Annotated in this window: 24 protein-coding genes and 1 other annotated feature; of the genes, 15 read left to right on the top strand and 9 right to left on the bottom strand. The window is 34.7% G+C overall.

Annotation, left to right across the window (positions count from 1 at the left end; all coding sequences use genetic code 11):
- Positions 1-19: 19 nt before the first annotated feature.
- From BLQ56_RS06570 to BLQ56_RS06555, 4 genes are all read left to right on the top strand, one after another.
- The gene (locus tag BLQ56_RS06570; RefSeq protein WP_090851175.1) at positions 20-970 is read left to right on the top strand and encodes an ABC transporter permease; all 951 of its coding nucleotides are present in this window, start codon (positions 20-22) and stop codon (positions 968-970) included.
- A 15-nt stretch (positions 971-985) separates the two neighbouring features.
- The gene (gene opp4C / locus BLQ56_RS06565; RefSeq protein ID WP_090851172.1) at positions 986-1,903 is read left to right on the top strand and encodes an oligopeptide ABC transporter permease; all 918 of its coding nucleotides are present in this window, start codon (positions 986-988) and stop codon (positions 1,901-1,903) included.
- 540 nt (positions 1,904-2,443) lie between these two features.
- A complete protein-coding gene (locus BLQ56_RS06560) occupies positions 2,444-2,659 on the top strand; it encodes a YuzI family membrane protein (RefSeq protein WP_090851170.1) in 216 nt (71 codons plus the stop codon).
- A gap of 138 nt (positions 2,660-2,797) precedes the next feature.
- A complete protein-coding gene (locus tag BLQ56_RS06555; RefSeq protein WP_090851167.1) occupies positions 2,798-3,550 on the top strand; it encodes a YjbA family protein in 753 nt (250 codons plus the stop codon).
- Positions 3,551-3,591: 41 nt separating this feature from the next.
- Here BLQ56_RS06555 and trpS read toward each other — a convergent pair whose 3' ends face one another.
- Positions 3,592-4,602, bottom strand: a complete 1,011-nt coding sequence (trpS, locus tag BLQ56_RS06550; protein ID WP_175490204.1) for a tryptophan--tRNA ligase — start codon at positions 4,600-4,602, stop codon at positions 3,592-3,594.
- Positions 4,603-4,679: 77 nt separating this feature from the next.
- Positions 4,680-4,914, bottom strand: a binding site (T-box leader).
- Positions 4,915-4,964: 50 nt separating this feature from the next.
- On the bottom strand, positions 4,965-5,330 hold the full coding sequence (locus BLQ56_RS06545) for a DUF3899 domain-containing protein (protein WP_090851161.1): 366 nt from the start codon (positions 5,328-5,330) through the stop codon (positions 4,965-4,967).
- Between the two features lie 361 nt (positions 5,331-5,691).
- Between BLQ56_RS06545 and BLQ56_RS06540 the strand changes: the two genes are divergently transcribed.
- From BLQ56_RS06540 to BLQ56_RS06520, 5 genes are all read left to right on the top strand, one after another.
- The gene (locus tag BLQ56_RS06540) at positions 5,692-7,356 is read left to right on the top strand and encodes a peptide ABC transporter substrate-binding protein (RefSeq protein WP_090851158.1); all 1,665 of its coding nucleotides are present in this window, start codon (positions 5,692-5,694) and stop codon (positions 7,354-7,356) included.
- A gap of 399 nt (positions 7,357-7,755) precedes the next feature.
- On the top strand, positions 7,756-8,685 hold the full coding sequence (gene opp3b / locus BLQ56_RS06535) for an oligopeptide ABC transporter permease (RefSeq protein WP_090851155.1): 930 nt from the start codon (positions 7,756-7,758) through the stop codon (positions 8,683-8,685).
- Entirely contained in the window at positions 8,685-9,716 is a 1,032-nt protein-coding gene (gene opp3C, locus BLQ56_RS06530) for an oligopeptide ABC transporter permease (RefSeq protein WP_090851152.1), read from the top strand. The genes opp3b and opp3C overlap by 1 nt, the downstream gene beginning before the upstream one ends.
- A gap of 19 nt (positions 9,717-9,735) precedes the next feature.
- On the top strand, positions 9,736-10,773 hold the full coding sequence (locus BLQ56_RS06525) for an ABC transporter ATP-binding protein (RefSeq protein ID WP_090851149.1): 1,038 nt from the start codon (positions 9,736-9,738) through the stop codon (positions 10,771-10,773).
- Between the two features lie 14 nt (positions 10,774-10,787).
- On the top strand, positions 10,788-11,729 hold the full coding sequence (locus BLQ56_RS06520) for an ABC transporter ATP-binding protein (protein WP_090851146.1): 942 nt from the start codon (positions 10,788-10,790) through the stop codon (positions 11,727-11,729).
- Between the two features lie 289 nt (positions 11,730-12,018).
- Here the strand turns inward: BLQ56_RS06520 and BLQ56_RS06515 are convergent, their stop codons facing one another.
- Positions 12,019-12,198 carry a hypothetical protein gene (locus BLQ56_RS06515; RefSeq protein ID WP_090851144.1) on the bottom strand — a complete coding sequence of 60 codons (180 nt, stop codon included), beginning with the start codon at positions 12,196-12,198 and terminating at the stop codon, positions 12,019-12,021.
- A gap of 151 nt (positions 12,199-12,349) precedes the next feature.
- Here BLQ56_RS06515 and BLQ56_RS06510 point away from each other — a divergent pair, with 151 nt between their 5' ends.
- A complete protein-coding gene (locus tag BLQ56_RS06510; RefSeq protein WP_090851141.1) occupies positions 12,350-12,919 on the top strand; it encodes a GNAT family N-acetyltransferase in 570 nt (189 codons plus the stop codon).
- Positions 12,920-13,233: 314 nt separating this feature from the next.
- Complete coding sequence (gene spxA / locus BLQ56_RS06505; RefSeq protein ID WP_090851138.1) at positions 13,234-13,629, top strand: transcriptional regulator SpxA; 396 nt, start codon at positions 13,234-13,236, stop codon at positions 13,627-13,629.
- Positions 13,630-14,146: 517 nt separating this feature from the next.
- On the opposite strand, the gene BLQ56_RS06500 is transcribed toward spxA, so the two are convergent.
- Positions 14,147-14,821: a TerC family protein gene (locus BLQ56_RS06500; protein WP_090851135.1), complete on the bottom strand. Its 675-nt coding sequence runs from the start codon at positions 14,819-14,821 to the stop codon at positions 14,147-14,149.
- A gap of 337 nt (positions 14,822-15,158) precedes the next feature.
- Between BLQ56_RS06500 and mecA the strand changes: the two genes are divergently transcribed.
- From mecA to pepF, 4 genes are all read left to right on the top strand, one after another.
- Positions 15,159-15,827, top strand: a complete 669-nt coding sequence (mecA, locus tag BLQ56_RS06495) for an adaptor protein MecA (RefSeq protein ID WP_090851132.1) — start codon at positions 15,159-15,161, stop codon at positions 15,825-15,827.
- A gap of 134 nt (positions 15,828-15,961) precedes the next feature.
- Positions 15,962-17,473: a cardiolipin synthase gene (gene cls, locus BLQ56_RS06490; protein ID WP_090851382.1), complete on the top strand. Its 1,512-nt coding sequence runs from the start codon at positions 15,962-15,964 to the stop codon at positions 17,471-17,473.
- 130 nt (positions 17,474-17,603) lie between these two features.
- On the top strand, positions 17,604-18,803 hold the full coding sequence (locus tag BLQ56_RS06485) for a competence protein CoiA (protein ID WP_238457200.1): 1,200 nt from the start codon (positions 17,604-17,606) through the stop codon (positions 18,801-18,803).
- 186 nt (positions 18,804-18,989) lie between these two features.
- Positions 18,990-20,807 (top strand): oligoendopeptidase F, encoded by a 1,818-nt coding sequence (gene pepF, locus BLQ56_RS06480; RefSeq protein ID WP_090851127.1) that lies wholly within the window; start codon positions 18,990-18,992, stop codon positions 20,805-20,807.
- Between the two features lie 98 nt (positions 20,808-20,905).
- On the opposite strand, the gene BLQ56_RS06475 is transcribed toward pepF, so the two are convergent.
- The 5 genes from BLQ56_RS06475 to BLQ56_RS06455 form a co-directional block, all read right to left on the bottom strand.
- Positions 20,906-21,091, bottom strand: a complete 186-nt coding sequence (locus BLQ56_RS06475) for a hypothetical protein (protein ID WP_090851124.1) — start codon at positions 21,089-21,091, stop codon at positions 20,906-20,908.
- A 305-nt stretch (positions 21,092-21,396) separates the two neighbouring features.
- On the bottom strand, positions 21,397-22,275 hold the full coding sequence (locus tag BLQ56_RS06470; RefSeq protein ID WP_238457190.1) for a ClpXP adapter SpxH family protein: 879 nt from the start codon (positions 22,273-22,275) through the stop codon (positions 21,397-21,399).
- Positions 22,272-22,682, bottom strand: a complete 411-nt coding sequence (locus BLQ56_RS06465; RefSeq protein WP_090851121.1) for a globin domain-containing protein — start codon at positions 22,680-22,682, stop codon at positions 22,272-22,274. Before BLQ56_RS06465 ends, BLQ56_RS06470 begins: the two co-directional genes overlap by 4 nt.
- A gap of 251 nt (positions 22,683-22,933) precedes the next feature.
- The gene (locus BLQ56_RS06460; RefSeq protein WP_090851118.1) at positions 22,934-23,560 is read right to left on the bottom strand and encodes a lytic transglycosylase domain-containing protein; all 627 of its coding nucleotides are present in this window, start codon (positions 23,558-23,560) and stop codon (positions 22,934-22,936) included.
- Between the two features lie 12 nt (positions 23,561-23,572).
- Positions 23,573-24,151 carry a CYTH domain-containing protein gene (locus BLQ56_RS06455; protein ID WP_090851115.1) on the bottom strand — a complete coding sequence of 193 codons (579 nt, stop codon included), beginning with the start codon at positions 24,149-24,151 and terminating at the stop codon, positions 23,573-23,575.
- Positions 24,152-24,295: the final 144 nt, after the last annotated feature.

The raw sequence follows: 24,295 nt of genomic DNA, 5'->3' as shown, positions 1-24,295 counted from the left end.
GACAGAAGGAGAATAAGCTATGGCATCTTATATCATCCGAAGAATTTTAATGGCTATTCCCTTATTAATTGGAATTACCATCATTTCATTTGCGATTGTTAAAATGGCACCAGGTGGACCTACTGCAATGATGATGGATCCAAATATTAAGCCGGAAAACAGAGAAAAGTTTATTGAAAAATATGGTCTAAATGACCCGGTTCATGTTCAGTATGTCAAATGGTTAGGTAATATGGCCAAAGGTGATTTTGGTACCTCTCTTGTACGTAAAGGGACACCAGTTAGTGAAATGATTATCAATCGTCTGCCTAATACATTATTATTAATGGTTGTTTCAACATTATTAGCTGTACTTATATCAATTCCGTTTGGAATTATGTCCGCCACGAGGCCGTATTCTAAGTTGGATTACTCAGTCACAATCACATCCTTTTTAGGACTAGCCACACCAAACTTTTGGTTAGGACTTATTTTAATTATGTTTTTATCAGTTAATTTAGGTTGGTTTCCGACCGGAGGTACCCACACATTAAACGCTCCGTTTAGTATTTGGGACCGGATACACCATTTAATTTTACCAGCTTTTGTTCTTGCAACAGCTGATATGGCTGGTCTCACTAGATACACTCGTACAAGTATGCTTGAGGTTATAAGACAAGATTATATGAGAACTGCTCGTGCAAAAGGTTTTAGAGAAGCTAAGGTTATTTATAAACATGGTTTACGTAATGGTTTAATTCCTGTTATAACAATATTTGGTTTAATGCTACCTACATTTATTGGTGGTTCAGTAATTGTTGAACAAGTGTTTTCTTGGCCTGGAATCGGAAAACTGTTCTTTGATTCCGCATTTACTCGTGACTATCCAGTTATCATGGCATTAACAGTTATATCCGCAGTGTTTGTTGTAATCGGTAATCTTATTGCTGATATTTTATATGCTGTGTTTGATCCACGGATTGAGTACTAAGAAGGGGGAACATTCATGTCACAACCAAACTTAACACCAGGTACCCCTAATACTGTGGCTTTAAACCAGGGGGTTGCTAATAAGCCTGATACAATGACAAAAATTATTATTAATAAATTTCTGCGAAATAAATTAGCTGTAATTGGGGCTGTAATTCTAACAATCATTATCTTAGCAGCTGTATTTGCACCAGTTATTGCTCCTTATTCATTTGAAGAACAAAGTCTAATCGATAAACTAAAACCACCTGGTGAGGAATACTTATTAGGTACAGATAAATTTGGTCGTGATTTATTAACTCGATTATTATTTGGAGCAAGAATCTCTCTATTAGTTGGATTTGTTTCTGTATTTGGTGCTATTACAATTGGAACATTAATTGGATCTGTTGCAGGTTACTTTGGTGGAAAATTAGATGCTATACTAATGCGTTTTGTAGATATTTTATTATCTATTCCAAGTATCTTTTTACTTATTACATTAGTAACGATTTTCCAACCAGGTGTAGACAAGCTTATTCTGATTTTCGCTTTAACAGGATGGATGGGTACAGCTCGTCTAGTTCGTGGGGAATTTTTATCATTGAGAACTCGAGAGTTTGTTCTAGCATCAAAAACAATTGGAACGAGAAGTCACACTATTATCTTCTCGCATATTTTACCTAATGCAATGGGCCCGATTATTGTTTCGGCTACATTACAAATCGGTGGAGTTATTCTAGCTGAATCTGCATTAAGTTATCTTGGTTTAGGTATTCAACCACCAACACCTAGTTGGGGGAATATGCTTCAGGATGCTCAAAACTTTACAATTATGTTAACAGCTTGGTGGTATCCATTATTCCCAGGGTTAATGATTCTAATAACAGTATTATGCTTTAACTTTGTCGGAGATGGACTTCGTGACGCATTGGATCCTAAAGTAAATGACTAAAAAAATAACTAAAAGTCAAGAGATAATCTTGGCTTTTTTGTTTTGCTGTCTGCATGAAAAATGTGCTATGAAGCTGAAGTGAATCAGACAAAACTGCGGTCGGATAGTGAAGTTAGTGCAATAGGAGGCCTGTATCAGACAAAACAGATGGTCTGAGATAAGAGTTTGTTCAATAGGACGCCTCTATTAGACAAAACAGGTGGACTGAGAGGAGAGTTTGTCTAATAGAAGGCGTCTATCAGACAAAACAGGTGGTCCGGGAGGAGAGTTTGTCCAATAGAAAGCGTCTATCAGACAAAACAGGTGGTCCAGGAGGAGAGTTTGTCTAATAGGAAGCGTCTATCAGACAAAACTGCCAATCCGAGTAGTGACTTTGTCTGATAGCTATGAACCTGACAAATACTTATAAAATCAATAGCACATCTTTTAAATTTGTCATAATTTATAAATGAATACATATGATTGAAATAAAGGTGGACAAGTGTAGGGGGCTATAGATACCAATGGGGAATCAAAAGGCGATGCTAAGGACAAGCTTTTATGATTTTTAGATTATTTATCTTCTTAATAGGTTTTGGAATTTCGATTGCTGGTGGGATTAGTACCATTGCCTACCTAAATCTCTTAGCAACAGGTAGTAATATTATTGAATATCTATCGTATATTTCATCTCGAATAGAATGTTATTTGCTTCCACTTGGACTAATCATCATATGGTTAAGCATCTATGTTCCATCTAGTCGTAAGAGAGAATAACATAAATACCTATTTTCCAATTGGGATGGAATATGTGGATAGAGACTCATTAAAAAATAACATTATATGAATAAATTGGAATAAATTTTTTAAGGACTGCCTATACTGTTGACAAACGGTTGAAGTGAGGGGTAGAAAATGTTATATCTACATGATATTTGGGTTAATTGGTTTGAGGGCGAAGAGAATGGTTACAACGTGTGTCATTTTCATGAATGGCGCAAGGACGATAGTGTAGAACTTTTAGATCAGGTCCCTTTGCTAAAAATTGATTCATTATTATTTAATTACATTGAAAATGACTTAGTAGAATTACCAGGCCAACTTTTAAAAGATGTTTATCAAAAGGCATATGTTCGTAAAAATCATGAAAGAATTCAATTAGATTATTGTTTTATTGTTACAGATGGGAAAGGAATCATTGCGATTGACACGATAGGCTATACCTTACCTATTAGAAAGAGTAGACTGATTCCTCGTCAGGAGCAATTAGTGTATGATATGATCAGTGACCAAGTAAGTACTGAATACACCTATGATATTACTAATATAAGTAATGGAAAAGAGTATCATATATTATCTCCATCTCCAATAGAAATGGCTGGACTTACTAGAAAAGAAAGACAATTAAAGCAATTGCTATTTATGGCTTTAGACCAATTACAGTCAACTAAAAATGTAGCTGAAGTTCGTTACTGGTTTACTGAGTGGTCCCCACTAAAATATGAGATGATTCAGAATATGGATTTTGAAGATGCTTGGGAACAGCTTTATAATGAAACTAGATTAGGTTGGACAAGCCAGCATGAAAAATTATGTGAGAATTTAATAAAAGGTCAGCCATTTTTTGAAAAGCTATGGGAAATGGAGCATGAGCCTAAAGTAAATTAGGATGACATAAATGTCATCCTTTTTGCGGTCAATTTAAGAGATTATTTTCTTTTTCGCCCAAGTCCCATGCCGTTTTCCATTTTTTTTAGAGTCTTAGAAGCAACAAGATTAGCTTTAGCTGCTCCTTGATCAAGAATCGTATCCAATTCATCGGAATTAATGTAGTAATTAAATTTTTCTTGTATAGGTTTTAATGTACTAATTAGAACTTCGGCTAGATCAGCTTTAAATTCTCCATATCCTTTTCCATCATATCTACTGACAATCTCTTGGATAGGTTCATTACTTAAAACTGAATAGATGGTTAATAAGTTTGAAATTCCGGGTTTATTTTCACGATTATATTCAACAATTCCTTCAGAGTCTGTGACAGCACTCTTAATCTTCTTTTCAATTTGTTTTGGGTCATCCAACAATGTAATAAATGATTTTGTATTAGGATCTGATTTGCTCATTTTTTTTGTTGGATCAACTAATGACATAATACGAGCTCCCTCTTTTGGGATGCGTGGTTCAGGTATAGTAAAAATGTCGTTAAATTTTTTATTAAATCGTTCAGCAAGATCGCGAGTTAACTCGATGTGTTGCTTTTGATCCTCTCCAACTGGTACAACTTCTGTATTGTATAGCAATATATCAGCAGCCATTAGCGGAGGGTAAGTTAATAGACCAGCAGATACTGCTTCTTTGCCATTTGATTTATCTTTGTATTGTGTCATTCTTTCAAGTTCACCGATATAAGCTACACATTGAAGCATCCATCCAGCTTGAGCATGTGCTGGAACCTCTGATTGTATAAATAGAGTTGACTTATTTGGGTCTATCCCAATTGCGAGGTATAATGCAGCCAAACGTCTTATGTTGTTCCTGAGCTCTAGACGGTCTTGCGGTACTGTCACTGAGTGTTGATCTACGATACAAAAATAGCAATTGTTATCTTCTTGTAATTCAATAAATTGCTTCATTGCACCAATATAATTTCCTAAAGTAACTGAACCACTAGGTTGAATGCCTGAAAAAATGGTTTTCAACTGTAACACTCTCCTTGACATATTATTTTTTATGAAGCTATCTTAGTAGGTTGTTATGTATTTTTTTCCAAATAAAAAAACCATCTCCCCTATATAGGATTAGGGACGAATGGTTACCGCGTTGCCACCCTAGTTATTTCAAATTGAAATCACTTAGATCTGTTTTTAGATAAACAGAAACCTTATAACGTGAGGTCAACCGTCTTTTACCTACTAAAAGGTTCAGTAAAGATGCTTAGAAGCCCATTCCACACTCTCCATTACTTGTTTACACCAACCACAAGCTCTCTTTAAATGGTAAAAATGTGTACTCTTCTTCATCAGTGCATATTTTATCCTTCAATTAAACCAATTATATATAAATTTTCTGAGAGATGCAAACATCAATATATTAATAGAGCAATCATCATCAAGATTAGTAAAATGATACCTGTCATTAAGAACGAAGAAATCGAGACTTTGGTAGTTTGTTCTGAGGGTAGTCGCATTTGTTCAACGTCCTCTTCAAGTTCTTTGATTTTTACTGTATTTTTATAAAATTTTCTAAATGCAAAGGTAATCCCATCAAAAAAACCAGCCTTTGATATAAAAATTAATAATGATAAGAGTATAAAACAGGAAGAAAAGATAAATGTTATGTTTATAAAATGTAGTAATGAAATTTGTTGATAAATGAATAACGAAAGAACTAATACGAGAATAATCGTGATCACGGTATAAGTTAGAGGTTTGAGTAGTTTATTAATCATTTTTCATATCTCCATTTTTAAGATTTCTTCATTATAGCGCTGAGTAAGGGTGTAGTAAAGGGTTTTGATTTTTTAGTATAACTTTATTGTAGTTTAGGAAATTATACAAGTATATAGTATTGTCGGTTTTTTTACATAAAAATACATAGAAGGAAGTAGGGTTCCAAAAATGTAAGCGAATCCTAAAGGTTTAAAATAGGACTTTGTTCCTATTTTACAGGAAATTAACCTTGGTATTTAACCGTTTGTGTATTTTAACCAAAAAAAACCAATGCATGCGCTGTGTTGGAATTGTATAATTGTTGTTACGTCCTAAAAAGCGAATAAGTTTTTTCGGAATAATAAATAAGGAGGACATATAATGAAAAAACAAAAATACTTACTATTTCTTGTGTTGACACTTCTTCTAAGTACAGTTTTGGCAGCATGTGGTACTGGTGGGGACACAGCAAAAGAAACTGATGAAGCAGCAGGTGAAGATGTTAAACAAGAACTAAATATTCTAGAAACTGCTGAAATCCCAACAATGGACACAGTAATGGGTACTGATTCAGTGGCATTTAATGTAATGAATCAAGTATATGAAGGATTATACCGACTTGATGAAAATAACAAGCCGGTGGAAGGTGTTGCTACAGATCATACAGTAAGTGAAGATGGTACTGTTTATACTTTTAACCTTCGTGATGATGCAACTTGGTCAAATGGAGAAAAAGTTACTGCTAATGATTTTGTATTTGCTTGGCAACGTGCTCTTAATCCAGCAACAGCATCTGAGTATGGACCATACATGATGGCTGGTGTAATCAAAAATGCAGCTGAAATTGCAGAGGGTACTTTAGCTCCGGAAGAATTAGCTGTTAAAGCGGTGGATGACACAACCCTTGAGGTTACATTACTTCGTCCAGTACCTTATTTCGATACGTTAATGACATTTCCAACTTTCTTCCCGCAAAACGAAGCGTTTGTTACAGAGCAAGGTGAAAACTACGCTTTAGAAACTGATCAAATGATTTATAATGGGCCATTTGTTCTTTCTAATTGGGAACATGAAGTAGGTTGGACAATGAAGAAGAGTGAAGATTATTGGGATGCGGATGCTGTAAAGCTTGAAGCAATCAATGTAAAGGTTGTTAAAGATCCAGCAACTGCTGTTGGTTTATATGATACGAATAAAATTGATATGTCAGGTCCATTATCTTCGGAATTCGTTGATAAATATAAATCACATGAAGACTTTATGTCGTATGGTGAACCAACTATATTCTGGTTTAAATATAATCAAACACGTAATGAGGCACTAGCAGATGTAAATGTAAGAAGAGCTATTTCAATGGCAATTGATAAACAAGGTATGACAGATGTGATCTTAAACAATGGTTCTGTTCCAGCTAATTATGCAGTACCAGCTGATTTCGTTGCACATCCTGAAACAAATGAAGATTTCCGTGCTAAATATGGTGATTTCAATGAGTACAATGTTGAAGAAGCGAAAAAGTTTTGGACTCAAGGCCTTGAGAAGTTAGGTGCTGATGCAGTCACGCTTGAAATTCTTGGTGGAGACACAGAAACTGCAGTAAAAATGCAAGAATATATCAAGAATCAACTTGAGAAAAACCTTCCTGGGTTAACAATTAATCTTAAAAATGTACCATTTAAACAACGTTTAGATTTAGATACTAATATGGATTATGATATTCAGCTTGCAGGTTGGGGACCAGATTACTTAGATGCGATGTCTTTTGCGGATCTTTGGGTAACAGATGGTGGAAACAATAAAATGGGATATTCGAATCCTGAATATGATCGTTTAATTGAAGAAGCAAGAACAACTTTAGCGGATGATCCAGTAGCTCGTTTCGAAGCAATGCAGGAAGCGGAGAGAATCCTTTTAGAAGAGGATGCAGCAATTGGACCATTGTACCAAAGAGGAACATCACAACTTTTAAGACCACATGTGAAGAATCTTTATATCCATTCATTTGGACCTGATTATTCATTTAAATGGACTACGATTGAAAAATAGTTAGACCTTAAAAATTATATAAAAAGAGGATGACTTTATTGCATAGATTTTTGTCACGGGGATTTACCTACTGACTTTAATCTTTGCTAGTTATCCTCTTTTTCAGTATAACAGAATAGTTAGAAAATTTTATTAAATGTATGTCGTTTTTAAATTAGGCTGTTTTCGTATAAATTGTTGCTTTTAAAGCCGCAGGCTGAATACACTCCGCGTCCGGTGGGTGTCCAGTGAGCCTCCTCGTCGCTTTGCTCCTGCGGGGTCTCACTTTGGCCACTGGTCCCACAGGAGTCTACGTGTATTCATCCTGCTTGTCTACCAATTCAATATTTTATTACTAAAACAACAGACTCTTTTAGAAAACAGCCTTAAATTAAAATATCCAAATAGGGGGTGTACTGGATGATTAAGTACTTGTTTCAAAGAGTGTTATTTATGATTATTACCTTATTTATTATTGCTTCTGCTACTTTCTTTTTAATGAAGCTTATGCCAGGTACTCCATTTACAGCGGAAGAAAAAATGACTGAGCAACAAAAAATTGTTGTACAGGAAAAGTATGGATTAAATGACCCAGTACCAATTCAATATGCAAAATATATGGGGAATTTAGTAAGAGGTGACCTAGGTATTTCCTTTCAATTTGATGGAAGAGATGTAACAGGTTTAATTCTTGATCGAATCGGACCTTCTGCATACTTAGGGTTTCAGTCATTACTAGTTGGTACCGTTATTGGTGTGTTATTGGGAATTCTTGCAGCAATTAAGCAAAATACGATTTATGATTATGGTTCAACGATCTTTGCTGTTTCCGGTAAGTCTGTTCCCTCATTTGTTTTTGCGGGTCTCTTACAATATTTTGTTGGGGTGAAATTGGGTTGGTTTCCAGTGGCATTTTGGGAAGGTTTCGAATATACGGTACTTCCAACGATTGCACTGGCTATGTTCCCGTTAGCGACAACTGCAAGATTTATGAGAACTGAAATGATTGAAGTGCTAAATTCGGATTATATATTACTAGCAAGGGCAAAAGGTGTTAGTCCTTTTAAGATTGCGTTCAAACATGCGTTGAGAAATGCATTAATTCCTATTATTACTGTATTAGGTCCATTAGCTGTGAGTTTAATGACTGGTTCATTAGTTATTGAAAAGATTTTCTCGATACCAGGACTTGGTGAACAGTTCGTTCGATCTATTACATCTAACGACTATCCAGTCATTATGGGAACGACCCTTTTCTTTGCAGCTTTATTTATTTTTATCGTACTAATTGTGGATATTCTTTATGGAGTTATTGATCCACGTATACGGTTGGCTGGAGGTAAAAAATAATGAAACAAACGATTGAGAATTTACCGAAAGAACTTTTTGAACCAGCACAATTGGATAGCACCAAAGGAGAAGAAATAGCAAAACCAAGTTTAACTTATTGGCAAGATGCTTGGAGAAGCTTACGCAAAAATAAAGCGGCAATCTTTGGATTGATTCTATTAATTATTGTTGCGTTTCTAGCTATTTTTGGGCCTATGATGAATAATTATGGGTTTGATGACCAAAACCTTTCACGTGCTAAATTACCTCCAAAGATTCCAGTGTTAGAACATATTGGCTGGCTTGGTGTTGATGGTACAATGGAAGCGCCGGATGGCAGTGGTAGAGTGGATGTCTACGAACAGAAAGGAATTACTGATTACTTTTGGTTTGGAACAGATGGTCTTGGTCGAGATTTATGGACTAGAGTATGGTCAGGTACTCGTATATCGTTATATATCGCATTATTAGCTGCAGTGATAGATATGATTATCGGGGTAGCTTATGGTGGCATCTCTGCTTATTATGGTGGACGTATCGATAATGTTATGCAACGTGTTATTGAAGTACTTGTCGGTATTCCTAATTTAGTAGTAGTTATTTTAATGATTCTCGTTTTAGATCCAGGAATACTCTCAATAACCATTGCCTTAACGATTACAGGGTGGGTAGGAATGGCGAGGATTGTCCGAGGGCAAATATTGAAGTTGAAAAATCAGGAATTTGTGTTAGCTTCTAAAACACTTGGAGCAAAGGATCGAAACATTATACTAAGACACCTTATACCAAACGTAACAGGTGTAATTATAATTAACACAATGTTTACGATACCTAGTGCGATATTCTTTGAAGCGTTTTTAAGTTTTATTGGATTAGGTCTACAGCCACCAACCGCATCACTTGGAACTTTGATTGAAGACGGCTATAAATCTATTCAAATCTTTCCTCATATTATGATCTTTCCTGCAATTGTAATTAGTTCACTTATGATTGCATTTAACTTAATGGCAGATGGTCTACGTGATGCATTAGATCCAAAAATGCGTGACTAAAAAAGGTAGGTGAATCTTTATGGAAAAAATACTTGAAATAAATAATCTGCATGTTTCTTTTGATACTTTTGCAGGTGAGGTTAAAGCAATTAGAGGTGTCAGTTTTGACTTAAATAAGGGAGAAACTCTTGCGATTGTTGGAGAATCTGGCTCAGGTAAATCTGTAACCACAAAGACAATCATGGGCTTATTACCAAATGGTGTAGGAAGAGTCAAGCAAGGGGAAATTCTGTTCAACGGTAAAGATTTAGCTACTGCTAGCGAAAAGGAAATGCAAAAAATTCGCGGAAAAGAAATATCAATGATCTTCCAAGATCCGATGACATCATTAAACCCAACAATGAAAATTGGTGTTCAAATTATGGAAGGGTTACTGATTCATCAACATCTTAGTAAAGGCGCTGCGAAGGAAAAAGTAATAGATCTGTTAAAACTTGTAGGAATTCCAAACCCAGAAGCTCGTTTTGATCAGTATCCTCATCAGTTTTCAGGAGGGATGAGGCAGCGTGTTGTTATCGCGATTGCATTAGCATGTAACCCTAAAATTCTAATTGCAGATGAGCCAACTACTGCATTGGACGTTACAATCCAAGCTCAAATTCTTGAACTTATGAAGGATATTCAGAAAAAAATCAATACATCGATTGTGTTTATTACACATGATTTAGGAGTCGTTGCAAATGTGGCGGACCGTGTGGCTGTGATGTATGGTGGGAAGATATGTGAAATTGGCACGGTTGATGAAGTGTTTTATAATCCACAACACCCTTACACGTGGGGACTGTTAAGTTCAATGCCAAGTCTAGATTCTTCTGGGGAATTATATGCAATTCCTGGTACACCACCAGACTTGTTAAACCCACCTAAAGGTGATGCGTTTGCACCAAGAAACGAATTTGCACTTCAAATTGATTTTGAAATGGAACCTCCGATGTTTCAAGTATCTGATACACATTTTGCCGCAACTTGGTTACTTCATCCCAGCGCGCCTAAAGTTGAACCACCAGTAGAGATAGCGAAACGCAGAGAAAAATTTTCATCTTCACAAAAATCATAAGGAGGATGAATAAGATGAAAGAAAAGCAAAAGTTATTAGAAATAAAAGATTTAAAGCAATACTTTAATATTGGTAAACCTAATATGGTTAAAGCGGTTGATGGAATTTCTTTTGACATTTATAAAGGAGAAACATTAGGTCTTGTAGGTGAATCTGGCTGTGGAAAATCAACAACGGGACGATCGATTATTCGCCTATATGACGCTACTGATGGTCAGGTTCTTTTTGAAGGTGTAGATGTGCATGGAAAGAAGTCACCTGCTGAGCTAAAACAATTTAATCGCAAAATGCAAATGATCTTCCAAGATCCTTATGCAAGCTTAAACCCAAGAATGACGGTGGCGGATATTATTGCAGAGGGAATCGATATTCATGGGTTGGCTTCATCGAAGAAAGAGCGTATGGATAAAGTAAATGAATTGTTAGAGACGGTTGGTTTAAATCGAGAGCATGCAACTAGGTATCCGCATGAATTCAGTGGTGGTCAAAGACAAAGAATAGGAATCGCAAGAGCTCTTGCTGTAGAGCCTGAATTTATTATTGCAGACGAGCCTATCTCAGCCTTAGATGTCTCGATTCAAGCTCAAGTTGTTAATTTGATGAAAAAGCTTCAAGATGAAAAAGGATTGACCTATCTATTTATCGCCCATGATCTTTCCATGGTAAAGTATATTAGTGATCGAATTGGTGTCATGTATTTTGGTCAAATTGTAGAGTTAGCAGATAGTGAAGAATTGTATAAAAACCCGATTCACCCATATACAAAGTCACTATTATCAGCTATTCCTTTACCAGATCCACAGTCTGAACGTACAAGAAAAAGAGTGGGTTATGATCCTAAGGATCATGGATATGGCCCAAGTGATCAAGTACAGTTAAGGGAAATAAAGCCTGGGCATTTTGTTTCATGTTCGGAAGAGGAATATAAAACTTACAAACAATTGAATGATAACTAAAGTATTTAGGCTGACACATTTCATTTTGTGCCCGCCTCTTTTTATAGGAAAAAAGAGATAATTCCTACATAAAAAAAGAAAGTGCCAAACCCTTGAGCGATAGCGTAGGAGTTAGGCACATTATTTATTATTTTGAGATAAAAAACATATAAATTTTGCACTCAGTTTTATTGTCTAGCTTCAGCGCCTAGCCCCTCGGGGTCATAAGTCGAATCACTACGGAAAACAAGATTTCCTACGTGCTCCGCCTTATGCCTGCCTGAGGCTGAACAAGGCGCTTCCGCTTTTCTTATCGTCCACCAACATTTTTCCAGCCAGTTTGCATCTTATTAGATTGATCAACGAATTCTGATTTTGTGCTGCCACCAAAAAATTTTATACCAATGCCATTTGTGATAATTCCCATAACTGCAGTGATACCGATTACAAGTATTGCAACAATCGTGAAATCCATGATGTAATTGAACATATGTATCCCTCCAATAAAAATACTTCTTATCTTTTATTTTATGCGATGTTCCTTATTAATAAAAGGGGTAAAATAAAAAGTAGCAATGTAAAGATGAAAAGTCACCATTTTTTTTAAAAAAAATAAACTAAATAAATGAAAGGAGAATACTATGAATTGGTATGACAAACTAAATCAGTACTTTCCAATCGAAGAAATGAAATCTCAGGATCATATGGAAACACTATTGAGAGAAAAAGCGAAAATATACCATAAAGACGAAGGTATCCACCATGTTTTAATGTATGTAGAGTTAGAAGACTTTATATTTATTGACTATCTTTTTGTTTCACAAGAATCAAGAGGTCAAGGTTTAGGGCGTAAACTGATTGAAAAGCTTAAGCGGAAAAGAAAATCAATCGTCTTAGAGGTTGAACCGATTAATTATAAAGATTCTGATACAGAAAAAAGACTGAAGTTCTATAAAAGAGAAGGCTTCAAGCATGCAAGTTCAATTGGGTATCGTCGGCGGTCATTGGCTACAAAACAGATTAATGAATTAGAAATCCTTTATTGGTCTCCTTCAGAACAATCTGAAGAAGAAATATACAATGCTATGAAAAAAACTTATGAAATGGTACACACGTATAAAGATAAAGAATTTTATGGACAGTCATATGAAAATGTTGAAGACGTTTTAAGCTTTGACCCTGATCGAACAAATAAGGATGAGCTCAAATAGTAGGATTGTTTTATTGTCAGCTCCTTGATTAGAGCTGACAATTTAATTTCAACTTGGTCACTTTAATCAAATTATCTTATTATCATACATAAGAGACTATTTGAGAAAATTGTCGTACCATTTTTGTATAAGTTTTATGTAATTTTATGAAATGCTATATCTTTCTTGGTATATTTGTTGTATAATAAATTAAGAGAAATTACTTAATTAAACTAATTTTAATTTAGTATGGTTTTCAGCTTAAGAATCCTCATATGAGTTAGATTTATTCTAACTGTAACATATATCAATAAACTCGAAGGAGTGATAGATTAATGGTTACTCTTTATACATCACCAAGTTGTACGTCTTGTAGGAAAGCCAAATCTTGGCTTGAGGAACATGAAATTGCATATGTTGAAAGAAATATTTTTTCTGAGAATTTATCAATTGAAGAAATTAAAGAAATTCTTCGAATGACAGAAGATGGAACCGATGAGATTATTTCAACTCGTTCTAAAATCTTTCAAAAATTAAATGTTAATTTAGAGTCAATGCCACTACAGGAATTATATGAATTAATTCAGAAAAACCCAGGTCTACTTAGACGTCCAATTATTATTGATGAAAAGAGATTACAGGTTGGTTACAACGAAGATGAAATTCGTCGTTTCTTACCTAGAAAAGTTCGTACTTTCCAATTACGTGAAGCACAACGCTTAGTTAATTAACTTTTTAAAAACCTCTAATGTTAGTTTTAGCATTAGAGGTTTTTTGTTTTTGTTAAAATCATGTTGACTCTTCTTTTCCTTGTTCAATGATGAGTGACTTCAGACAGGATTGGTGATTTCGCATGCAACTGTGTCTGAACCTAAGGTGACTTCAGACAGGATTGGTGATTTAACAAGCAACTGTGTCTGAACCTAAGGTGACTTCAGACAAGATAGTGATTTTTTAATGCACCTGAGTCCGAACTATGCACGACTTCAGACAGGTTTGGTGATTTCACATGCAACTGTGTCTGAACCTAAGGTGATTTCAGACAGGATAGTGATTTTTAAATGCACCTGAGTCCGAACTATGCACGACTTCAGACAGGATTGGTGATTTCACATGCAACTGTGTCTGAACCTAAGGTGACTTCAGACCAGGATAGTGATATTTAAATGCACCTGAGTCTGAACCCTGCGTGACTTCAGACAGGATTGGTGATTTCGCATACAACCGTGTCCGAACCCTGCGCTTTTCTTATTTAATACTATAACTAATTTTTATTTTATTTGATAAGTAACCCGAAACTAAGACAAAAACGATAATAATAATGGGGAGTATGCCTACAATCCCTGTGTGTTGACTATATAGATGAGTTAAGCTTTGTTCATGAATAATCATCTGTCCGGCAGTATATGCCAAAATAGCCGCACCCCCGTAAATAAAGATCGGATAACGCTCCATTAAAAATAAAATTAGCTTACTTCCCCAAATAATAATTGGAATGGAAACAATCAGTCCTAGAACGACAAGGTGAATACGTCCGTGTGCTGCACCTGCAACAGCAATTACGTTATCAAGACCCATCACTAAATCCGCAATGACAATCGTTTTAACGGCTGTACTTAAGCTAGCCCCAGCACGTATCTTATTATTATCTTCGTTATGATCAGTGAGTAATTTATAAGCAATTAATATTAAGAAGCATCCGCCAGCAAATTGAAGAAATGGTATCTCCAGTAGATATACTGCTAGGATTGTACAAATTATGCGCAAAATAATAGCGAGAATTGCTCCAAGAATGATTGCCTTGTTGCGCTGTCTTTCAGGGAGGTTTCTACAGGCCAATGCAATGACGATTGCGTTATCTCCACCAAGGACAACATCAATTCCAATGATGATTAAGATAGATGTTAGTAACTCTATATCCATATTGTTCCCTCCCTTTAAATCACTTATAACTATATATAGCGAGTATGGACAAAGTTATGACAGTTATGATATATGTTTCCGGAGTTATTTCTTTCAATAAAATTGGCTATATATTATAATATATAGAATAATCATTGTAATTTAGGTCAAATGATTGTTTTTGAAAAGATGGTTATTTTCCTTTCCATATCTTATTGTACTAACATAAAATAGAGTACAAGATAATTATTATATTAATAATAAGATTACCTAACATCAATTTTGGGTAAGGTGATAAGAGCGTTAAGCTCGGGGGTTATTGTCCCTTCAAATATGAGCTAGAAGGGAGAGCTTTATGATGGAAATTGAACGTATTAATGAACATACAGTTAAGTTTTATATCTCATATGTTGATATAGAAGAACGCGGTTTTGATCGGGATGAAATATGGTATAACCGTGAAAAAAGTGAAGAACTTTTTTGGGAAATGATGGATGAAGTTCATCAGGAAGAAGAATTTACAGTCGAGGGTCCGTTATGGATTCAAATTCAGGCTCTTGATAAAGGATTAGAGGTACTAGTTACAAGGGCTCAACTTTCAAAAGAAGGGCATAAATTTGAGTTGCCGGTCGATGATAAATTTCCTGTAGATGAGAAAATAGAATCATTATTAGATTCTCAATTTAATCCTAAATCTTTGAATGAACCTTCTCTAGATCAAATCGAGGAAGATCACTTTCAATTTATCATCCGTTTCAGGGATTTCGAAGATGTTATTTCTTTATCGCATCGTATAACACTTGATAAATTAATAAATAGTTTACACTCTTTTGAGGGAAAGTACTACCTATATATAGAGTTTAACGAAGATCACTACACAGAAGAAGAATTAGAAAATATGCTTAGCATCGTTCTTGAGTACGGTAGTGAATCTACATTGACGATTCATAGACTTAGTGAATATGGAAAAGAGATAATGAAGGAAAATGCACTTGAAGAAATTAGACGCTATTTTCCACAGAAATAAGACCGATTTCAACTTATGAAATCGGCTTTTTTTACAAGACTGTTTTCTCAGTTTGCGGTTTTAGCAATCCATACGAGAAAACAGTCTTTTACAAAATGAAAGTGAAAACAGCATTTAATAAAGAAGGTGAATTATTGAAAAACACACTACAAGTAATACTATTTCTACTTTCACTTTTTCTGTTATTGTATTTTACGAAAAGCTATTGGGAAAGTTGGCTTCTTGGATTATTAAGTATTTTAATAACACTCTCAGTCATATTTATTGGTTCAATTATCTTCCTGGAAAATCGGCGACCAACACAAACCTTAACATGGTTAGTTGTACTAGGAAGTTTCCCGGTTCTTGGCTTTTTCTTTTACTTACTGTTTGGAAGAAATTATCGCAAGAAGAAGTTATTTAGGCAGAAGGCTTTGTTTGATGAAGAAACTTTTTTGAAGATTGAAGGGAATATTGATCATAATGAAGACAAGATTGAACATATGGGTGATCATCAGCAACTCCTTTTTCGGTTAGCACATAAGCTTGCAAAAAGTCCAATATCATTTGCATCTGAAACAAAGGTACTTACTAATGGAGAAGAAACCTTCACCCATATTTTCGATGCTCTCAGTAAAGCAACGCATCATATTCACTTGGAATATTATATTGTAAGACATGATGGTATTGGTCAGAGGTTAAAAGAAATACTAATTGATCGTGCAAAGAACGGTGTTGAAGTAAGGTTCTTATACGATGCTGTTGGAAGCTGGAAATTATCCAAAAGTTATATAGAAGAATTAAAAGCCGTTGGAGTAGAAATTGTTCCCTTTTCACCTGTCAAATTGCCTTTTTTAAACAATAAGATAAATTTTAGAAATCATAGAAAGATTATTGTAATTGATGGTACGATTGGTTTTGTTGGTGGGTTGAATATTGGTGATGAATACTTAGGTAAAAATAAATTTTTCGGGTTTTGGAGAGATACTCATCTCTTAGTTAGAGGAGAAGCAGTGAGGTCGTTACAGCTAATCTTTATTCAAGATTGGCATTACATAACTGGTAAAGCATATCTTAATCAAAATTATCTTTCTCCACAACTTGTTGAAGGTAGTTATTTCGGTGGGGTTCAAATGATTGCAGGTGGACCTGATAATGAGTGGGAAGTTATTAAAAATTTATTCTTTTCAATGATTATTTCTGCCAAGGAATCAATTTGGATTTCCTCTCCATACTTTATCCCAGATGAAGACATTTTATCTGCATTAAAAATTGCGGCATTGAGTGGAATTGATGTAAGGATATTAGTACCGAAGCGACCAGATAAAAAGATTGTTTTCTATGCATCTAGATCTTATTTTCCGATTTTGTTAGAAGCAGGAGTTAAGATATATGAGTATGAAAAGGGGTTTATGCATAGTAAAATCATGATTGTCGATGGCCAATTAGCTTCTATAGGAACAGCAAATATGGATATGAGAAGCTTTCATTTGAATTTTGAAATAAATGCTTTTTTGTACAAAACAAACAGTACAATCACATTAGTAAATGATTTCATAGAAGATATAAAAGTATCGAATCAAATAGAAATCGAAGCTTTTAGTCATCGCCCAATTATGCAGAGAATCCTTGAATCAACATCAAGATTATTATCTCCATTATTATAATATTAAGAGGAGGTTGTCCCAATAGTGATTGATTATCACTTACTTGTGGAAGCATCCTCTTTTTTGAAGGGATTTTTTAGTGAATGTCGAATTGTTAAAATGAAAAGAAAGGAGGAAATGTATTTTGTATGTGGCATTAAGAAAAAACGGTCAGTTTCTATCTTTATTAGACCATGGTGATTCCTTTAAATTGAGAGCTCTTCGGGCAGAAGAGAGCTTTTATTGCCCGGTATGTAAAGAGGAGGTCCAACTGAAGATTGGTAAAAAGAAAGCAAATCATTTTTCTCATTATAAAAATTCAAGTTGTTTAATCCAAGTGGAATCAGAATCTGAAACTCATCTTAATGGAAAGAGCCAATTGTTTAATTGGTTGAAAGAACAGTATATAAATACAAAGCTGGAACCGTATATTAAGTCAATTGCCCAAAGGCCTGATGTATTAGTTGAGGATCACAATCAACTATATGCAATAGAGTTTCAGTGCTCAAGATTGTCGGAAGAAATTTTTATGAAACGAACAGAGCTATATCAAGAAAAAAATATTCAACCACTATGGATTATCGACAAAAGTTATTTAAAGTGTGTTGGTAGTCACCAATATAAAATGTCGCCTTTTTTATGGCAATTTGTTACAAAGATTTCAAACCAGACAGCAAGAATATTCTTTTTTTCTCCCGATTCAAACTCCATCTTTCAGTTATCTTCAATTATTCCCATTTCTCCAACTCTGGTATTCGGTCACTTCCTTGAAATGAACCTTTCCAATCTTACCTTATATGAGTTACTTCATTATGAATATAAGTTTAATCTAAAACAAATTGAACGGATATGGCTTCAACATAAGCAACGACATCGACTTCAATTTTCAATCTACCCACAAAAAAGTCATAGAAAACTCTTGACTAATATGTATCAAAGCAGAATTGCACCTTCTCTTATGCCCCCTGAAATAGGCTTACCTTGCGAATCAATGTACTGGATACACACCCATTCGTTTATATGGCAACTATGGATTATGCTAGACTGTTTATTCACTTTAAAAGTAGGAGACAATATAACATTTAAACAAGTCTTTCATGCTTTTATGAGAAGAGTGAGGACAAGGGATATTATTATTAGAAAACTACCTCTGTTAAAAGCAAATTCACATGTATCATATGCTGTACTAGAGTATCTCGAATGTTTATGTACAGTGGGGGTTCTCGAGAGAAAAAATAAAGGAGTATATACAAAAGTTACTGAATTTTCATTCCCAAAAAGTGATGAAGAAACGTTCGAGGCTGATCAAAAAATATTAGCTTTGTTATTTCAAGAAAGCTGCTTTTTGTAATAGTAAATAGCATATATTTAGTAAAATGAGGAATTTATAGTTATAATAATGAATAGAATCGTTATAGCCTTTTTTGAATAATAGGAATGATAAAATCCTTCGATACTCTAGCTCTTGTTAGGGCTCAGAAGGCGCATTTACCTTTTTCTTATAACGAATGAAAAATGTATTAGGAGGTCATCAACAGTGGCAGAACAATCAACCGTAAAAAAGCTTCAAAGTAGAAACGAATTGTCAGTTGAGGATACATGGCGTTTGGAAGATATTTTTGAATCGGATATTGATTGGGAAAAGGAATTCCAAGAAATAAAGGAAATGATTCCTAAAATTTCTGAATTTCAAGGAAAGCTTGGCCAATCAGCGGAATTCTTATACGATGCGCTAAATTATCAAGACACTATTTCTATGAGACTTGGAAAGCTATATACATATGCACATATGAGATATGATCAAGATACGACCAATTCATATTATCAAGGATTAAACGATCGAGCTACGAATCTATATACACAGGTAGGTAGTGCTTTATCTTTTATTGTTCCGGAGATTCTTTCTATTGATGAAGATAAAATACAGACCTTTATATCCGAAAAAGATGAGTTAAAGGTGTATGCACACGCAATAGAAGAAATTAATAAGCAACGCCCACATGTGTTAAGTGCAAAAGAGGAGGCTATACTTGCTGAAGCATCAGATGTCTTGGCCACGTCTAGCACGACATTTGGTATGCTAAACAATGCAGATCTCACTTTCCCCACAATAAAAGATGAGAATGGCGAGGAAGTTGAAATTACTCATGGTAGGTACATCAGATTTTTAGAGAGTGAAGACCGTAGAGTTCGGGAAGAAGCTTTTAAATCCGTTTATGAAACGTATGGGAAATATAAGAATACTTTTGGTAGTACATTAAATGGAGCTATTAAAAAAGATAATTTTAATGCAAGAGTTAGGAACTATTCATCTGCTCGTGCTGCTGCCTTAAGTGATAATAGTATTCCAGAAGAAGTATATGATAACTTAGTCAACACAATCAATGATAATCTTCATTTACTTCATCGGTATGTAGCACTTAGGAAAAAAGTATTGGGTGTAGATAAACTGCATATGTATGATTTATATACTCCATTAATTAAAGACGTTAAAATGGAAATTCCTTATAGTGAAGCTAGAGATTACTTGCTTAATGGTCTCAAGCCATTAGGAGAAGAGTACCTAAGTATTGTGCAAGAGGGCTTTGATAATCGTTGGGTGGATGTACAAGAAAATAAAGGGAAAAGAAGTGGTGCTTACTCTTCAGGTGCATATGGTACCAATCCTTATATCTTAATGAACTGGCAAGATAATGTGAATAACTTATTTACACTTGCTCATGAGTTTGGCCATTCAGTTCATAGTTATTACACTCGTCAGAATCAGCCGTACACGTATGGTAATTATTCAATCTTCGTAGCAGAAGTGGCTTCAACTTGTAATGAGGCTTTACTAAATGATTATTTATTAAAGACCATTGACGATGATAAGAAACGATTATACTTATTAAACCACTTTCTTGAAGGATTTAGAGGAACTGTTTTCCGTCAAACGATGTTCGCTGAATTTGAGCATTCAATTCATAAAAAAGCCCAAGACGGTGAGGCTTTAACCCCTGATCTATTGTCAGAAACATATTATGAATTGAATAAAAAATACTTTGGTGATGATATAGTTATTGATGAGGAAATCGCATTAGAATGGGCACGCATTCCACATTTCTATTATAATTACTATGTTTATCAATATGCTACTGGTTATAGTGCTGCAACTGCATTAAGCAAGCAAATCCTAGAAGAAGGAGAGCCAGCTGTTGAACGATATATAAATAATTTCTTAAAGGCTGGTAGCTCAGATTATCCAATCGAAGTTTTAAAGCAAGCAGGGGTGGATATGACATCATCTAATCCAATTAAGGAAGCTTGTAAGGTCTTTGAGGAAAAATTGATTGAGATGGAAAAACTATTATCTTAGGATATTAAAGGCTTGAACTAAATAAAGCCAAGACCCATAGACACAACTTTTATAAAGTTGTGCTTTGCGGGACTTGGCTTTTCTGTTTTCAAAGGGTGTTAGCGTGTAGATTTAAAACCTTTAAAGCGATTTCTGTAGTTAATTAAATAGATTGTAACTAGTAAGGATAAAAACAAAGGTGGGGCAGTTATATAAAGTGGGATAACTCCCATCAAACCAATGATGTTAAATACAAAAGAAATAAGAATGCATACGCACCCGATAATAATACCTATATTCTTCACATGGGATACCTCCTTATATACTAATATATACTTATTCAAAAGTACGTTGAAAAGTTCATCTATTTTATAATATGTACGAGCAGGACAGAAAATAATAAGAATATGTCAATATTGTGAAATAACTAACAAACTATTGTAATTCATCGACATAATTTGATATATTAAATACATGAAGTTAGTCACAAACCAAACATATACCCCTTTGTTTGACCGTGAAAAATTTCTCCCATCCCCTTTATTGTCTTTAAAAAGACAATATTAAAAGACTTGGTCCTATAACCAAGTCTTTTTTATATTTTCCATCATTAGTTATTCGGCTCTTCAATAAATCTCCAGAACGTTCCGTATTTAGCAGGGAATTGTTCTACCTTTTGTTTAAGAAGTAACTTCTTCATCTCATGTTCGACTTCACTGATGGTCATATTATACACTTCTGCGATTTCTTTAGAAGCAACAAATTTAAAGAAACAGACAAATTCCTCTATACTTGGAGGTTGTTGAGGGAGAAACTCTTCACCTAACATTTCTTGAATAATATGCACATACATCTCATATTGATAATATCCAGTGATTTTTACTCCTTCATCCTCAATGTTCTCATTAAAGAAGACAAGAGTTGGTATTTGATCAACCTCCATTTCCGATGTGATTTTTAAATCACATTGAAATGCTTTTGCTGCACTTGTTGAATGTAAATCCCTATAAAACTCATCTACATCAAGTCCGACGGATGATGCGCAGTCAATTAATACTTGTTCATCAGAGATATTTTGCTTCTCCAAGAAAAGAAGTTCTTGAAGCTTTCTTAAGTATCGGTTCCCTAAACGTTTTCCTTGTAACTCAGCTGCCTTTACAGCAATCGATACTGAATATGGGGTTGAGATTGGATTTTCAAACCATAGGTTACCGTCACAAGACATTCCGGTACGGCTAGCTGTTCTCTCCCAAACTTGAGCAATATTCTCAACTTTTTGTTTACCTGGATTCAAAGTGGCTAATCGTCCACTTAATATATGTCTAATCGTAAAAAAACGACCATATTCGATAAATAATTTTTTTAAAATAGGTTCCAATGCCCAACATTCAGGACAAAGAGGGTCAATAAACATATAGATTTCAAGTGGTTTCTTCCCACTGTTTTGGCATGCAATGGTCGTAAACCAGTTTGGTGTGTTTGAACTCAAAATAAAACTCCTTTCTCAGGTTCTTCATCAGGAGTATTAATCATATGCTGTGCAGTTAGAGTGAGTCGATGAAAGAAGTCGTCTTTTAGTGGCCCATCTAGGCCTATTTCTTCCATCGCTTCCTTCATACATGCAAGCCATGCTTGGGCTCTTTTTGGAGTGATTTCAAAGGGCATATGTCTTGCTCGTAACATTGGATGACCGTGTTCATCAGTATAGTTTGTGGGCCCACCTAAATACTGGGTTAGAAATTGTATTTGCACTCTAGCTGTTTCCGTTAAATCAGTAGGAAAGATAGGAGACAAATCAGGATGTTGTCCGACTCGACTGTAAAAAGCATCGACGAGCTTTGATAGAGTATCCTCTCCGCCTAAAGCCTCGTATGGTGAGCGAAATGATCCGGACATAATTCTACCTCCTTATATAGTAGTGTTGTTGTATTTTTATTTTTCATTCTTAAGATCCGTTATATTGATTTTGACTCATGTATAAGTCACTTACTTTATTTTAGCAATGGTTGGAAGATATCTCAAACAATGAGCTCTCAGGTGAGGTTGGAAATTAAAGGTTGATATAAGTTTTTATCTTATGTAAAACGAAAGAGGACTGTCATAAATGTATACAACGGTTTATGACAGTCCGCAAAAATTATTGATTTTTAACTATAGTAGCTAGTAGTGACTTTATTTACATAGTTCTGAGTTTCCTTGAATGGAGGTATGCCTCCATATTTATCAACATTACCAGGTCCAGCGTTATATGCAGCTAGAGCAAGTGAAACATTACCATCATACCGTTCTAACATTTGACTTAAATATTTGACTCCACCTTCAATATTCTGTTTGGGATCATAACTATTTTTTACGCCTAGACCTCTTGCTGTTGCGGGCATCAGCTGCATTAAACCAGTAGCCCCAGCATGACTTTTTGCCGTAGGGTTAAAATTTGATTCATGTTTAATCACTGACGAAATTAATTTTGAATCGACATTATATTTTTGTGCTGCTTGATTAATATACTCATTAATCTTTGATGGCACATTTACATTATTGACTGGTTTTTGGACACCTGTTGAATTTATCTGCTGTAGAAACTGAGAGTTAGATTGAATTGGCAATTGTAATGAGCCATTATGATTACTCGAATTGATATCAATCGATTGAGTTGAAAGTAATTGTTCAAACATTGATTTGAAAAGTGACGAACTATCATTCGAATTTGTTTGAGCTCCGTTCATACTCTTCAAGGCCTGTAGTTCCATTAGTAGTTTAAAATCAATATTCATTCGAAAAATCTCCTATTTTTGTTTTAATTGACGGTAGAAACGTTGAATTTTGTTTTCCGTATGACGAGTTGGTATCTTTAGATGGGCTAACAGGTCTTGAAAATGCTGAAAACCTTCTTTAGCATCTTCGACTTCATATTCCAGTTCATAATCTTCAACATTTAAATAAAAACTATGATCTAGTACGAGCACCCCGTTCTTATACGGAATCTCTGCTCTAGACGTTTTTAAAGAACCGAAATATTGAAGTAATTCTGGATTAATACCCATCTCTTGTAGGATGGAATAAATCTTTCCTTCAATTTTACTTTCACCAGACAGTAATGAAGAAACTTGTTTGGTAGTTAGAGGTTCATGTGTTTCAAGTAAGCCAACTGGTTGTGGTTGCTTCAATGTTAATGTGTGACGGTCAGCCTTTACGCGTATTCTAAGAGCAGATTGATTGTTTTTTAAAGTAAAATCCTTTGTATCAAAATAGTGGTTTTCTTGTTCTATAAAGTGAGAATTTTGTATGTTAAAGAAATTCTTTATATGATTAAATTCCTGAGAAGTTAAAATGTTTTTATATTCAATTTCAAGCTCTTGTGTCAAGGATACTCAGTCCTCTCTTATTTTAATCAATTTACTATACTACTTGTATACTATCAAAGTTTAAGCGTTTTGTCCTAGGGAATTGCTGTCATATGTTATGAATGGAATGAATGTGATAAAATGGATTTGGGTTAAAATGTGAAA

The organism is Litchfieldia salsa (genome assembly GCF_900104555.1).
Classification (GTDB): domain Bacteria; phylum Bacillota; class Bacilli; order Bacillales; family Bacillaceae_L; genus Litchfieldia; species Litchfieldia salsa.
The sequence above is the reverse complement of the archived record's forward strand: the minus strand, read 5'-3'. Positions and strand labels throughout refer to the sequence as shown.

Excerpts from the sequence above, each read along its gene's own strand:
- BLQ56_RS06570 (WP_090851175.1), top strand. The coding sequence starts at position 20 with ATGGCATCTTATATCATCCGAAGAATTTTAATGGCTATTCCCTTATTA.
- opp4C (WP_090851172.1), top strand. The coding sequence starts at position 986 with ATGTCACAACCAAACTTAACACCAGGTACCCCTAATACTGTGGCTTTA.
- BLQ56_RS06560 (WP_090851170.1), top strand. The coding sequence starts at position 2,444 with ATGATTTTTAGATTATTTATCTTCTTAATAGGTTTTGGAATTTCGATT.
- BLQ56_RS06555 (WP_090851167.1), top strand. The coding sequence starts at position 2,798 with ATGTTATATCTACATGATATTTGGGTTAATTGGTTTGAGGGCGAAGAG.
- trpS (WP_175490204.1), bottom strand. The coding sequence starts at position 4,602 with ATGTCAAGGAGAGTGTTACAGTTGAAAACCATTTTTTCAGGCATTCAA.
- BLQ56_RS06545 (WP_090851161.1), bottom strand. The coding sequence starts at position 5,330 with ATGATTAATAAACTACTCAAACCTCTAACTTATACCGTGATCACGATT.
- BLQ56_RS06540 (WP_090851158.1), top strand. The coding sequence starts at position 5,692 with ATGAAAAAACAAAAATACTTACTATTTCTTGTGTTGACACTTCTTCTA.
- opp3b (WP_090851155.1), top strand. The coding sequence starts at position 7,756 with ATGATTAAGTACTTGTTTCAAAGAGTGTTATTTATGATTATTACCTTA.
- opp3C (WP_090851152.1), top strand. The coding sequence starts at position 8,685 with ATGAAACAAACGATTGAGAATTTACCGAAAGAACTTTTTGAACCAGCA.
- BLQ56_RS06525 (WP_090851149.1), top strand. The coding sequence starts at position 9,736 with ATGGAAAAAATACTTGAAATAAATAATCTGCATGTTTCTTTTGATACT.
- BLQ56_RS06520 (WP_090851146.1), top strand. The coding sequence starts at position 10,788 with ATGAAAGAAAAGCAAAAGTTATTAGAAATAAAAGATTTAAAGCAATAC.
- BLQ56_RS06515 (WP_090851144.1), bottom strand. The coding sequence starts at position 12,198 with ATGTTCAATTACATCATGGATTTCACGATTGTTGCAATACTTGTAATC.
- BLQ56_RS06510 (WP_090851141.1), top strand. The coding sequence starts at position 12,350 with ATGAATTGGTATGACAAACTAAATCAGTACTTTCCAATCGAAGAAATG.
- spxA (WP_090851138.1), top strand. The coding sequence starts at position 13,234 with ATGGTTACTCTTTATACATCACCAAGTTGTACGTCTTGTAGGAAAGCC.
- BLQ56_RS06500 (WP_090851135.1), bottom strand. The coding sequence starts at position 14,821 with ATGGATATAGAGTTACTAACATCTATCTTAATCATCATTGGAATTGAT.
- mecA (WP_090851132.1), top strand. The coding sequence starts at position 15,159 with ATGGAAATTGAACGTATTAATGAACATACAGTTAAGTTTTATATCTCA.
- BLQ56_RS06465 (WP_090851121.1), bottom strand. The coding sequence starts at position 22,682 with ATGTCCGGATCATTTCGCTCACCATACGAGGCTTTAGGCGGAGAGGAT.
- BLQ56_RS06460 (WP_090851118.1), bottom strand. The coding sequence starts at position 23,560 with ATGAATATTGATTTTAAACTACTAATGGAACTACAGGCCTTGAAGAGT.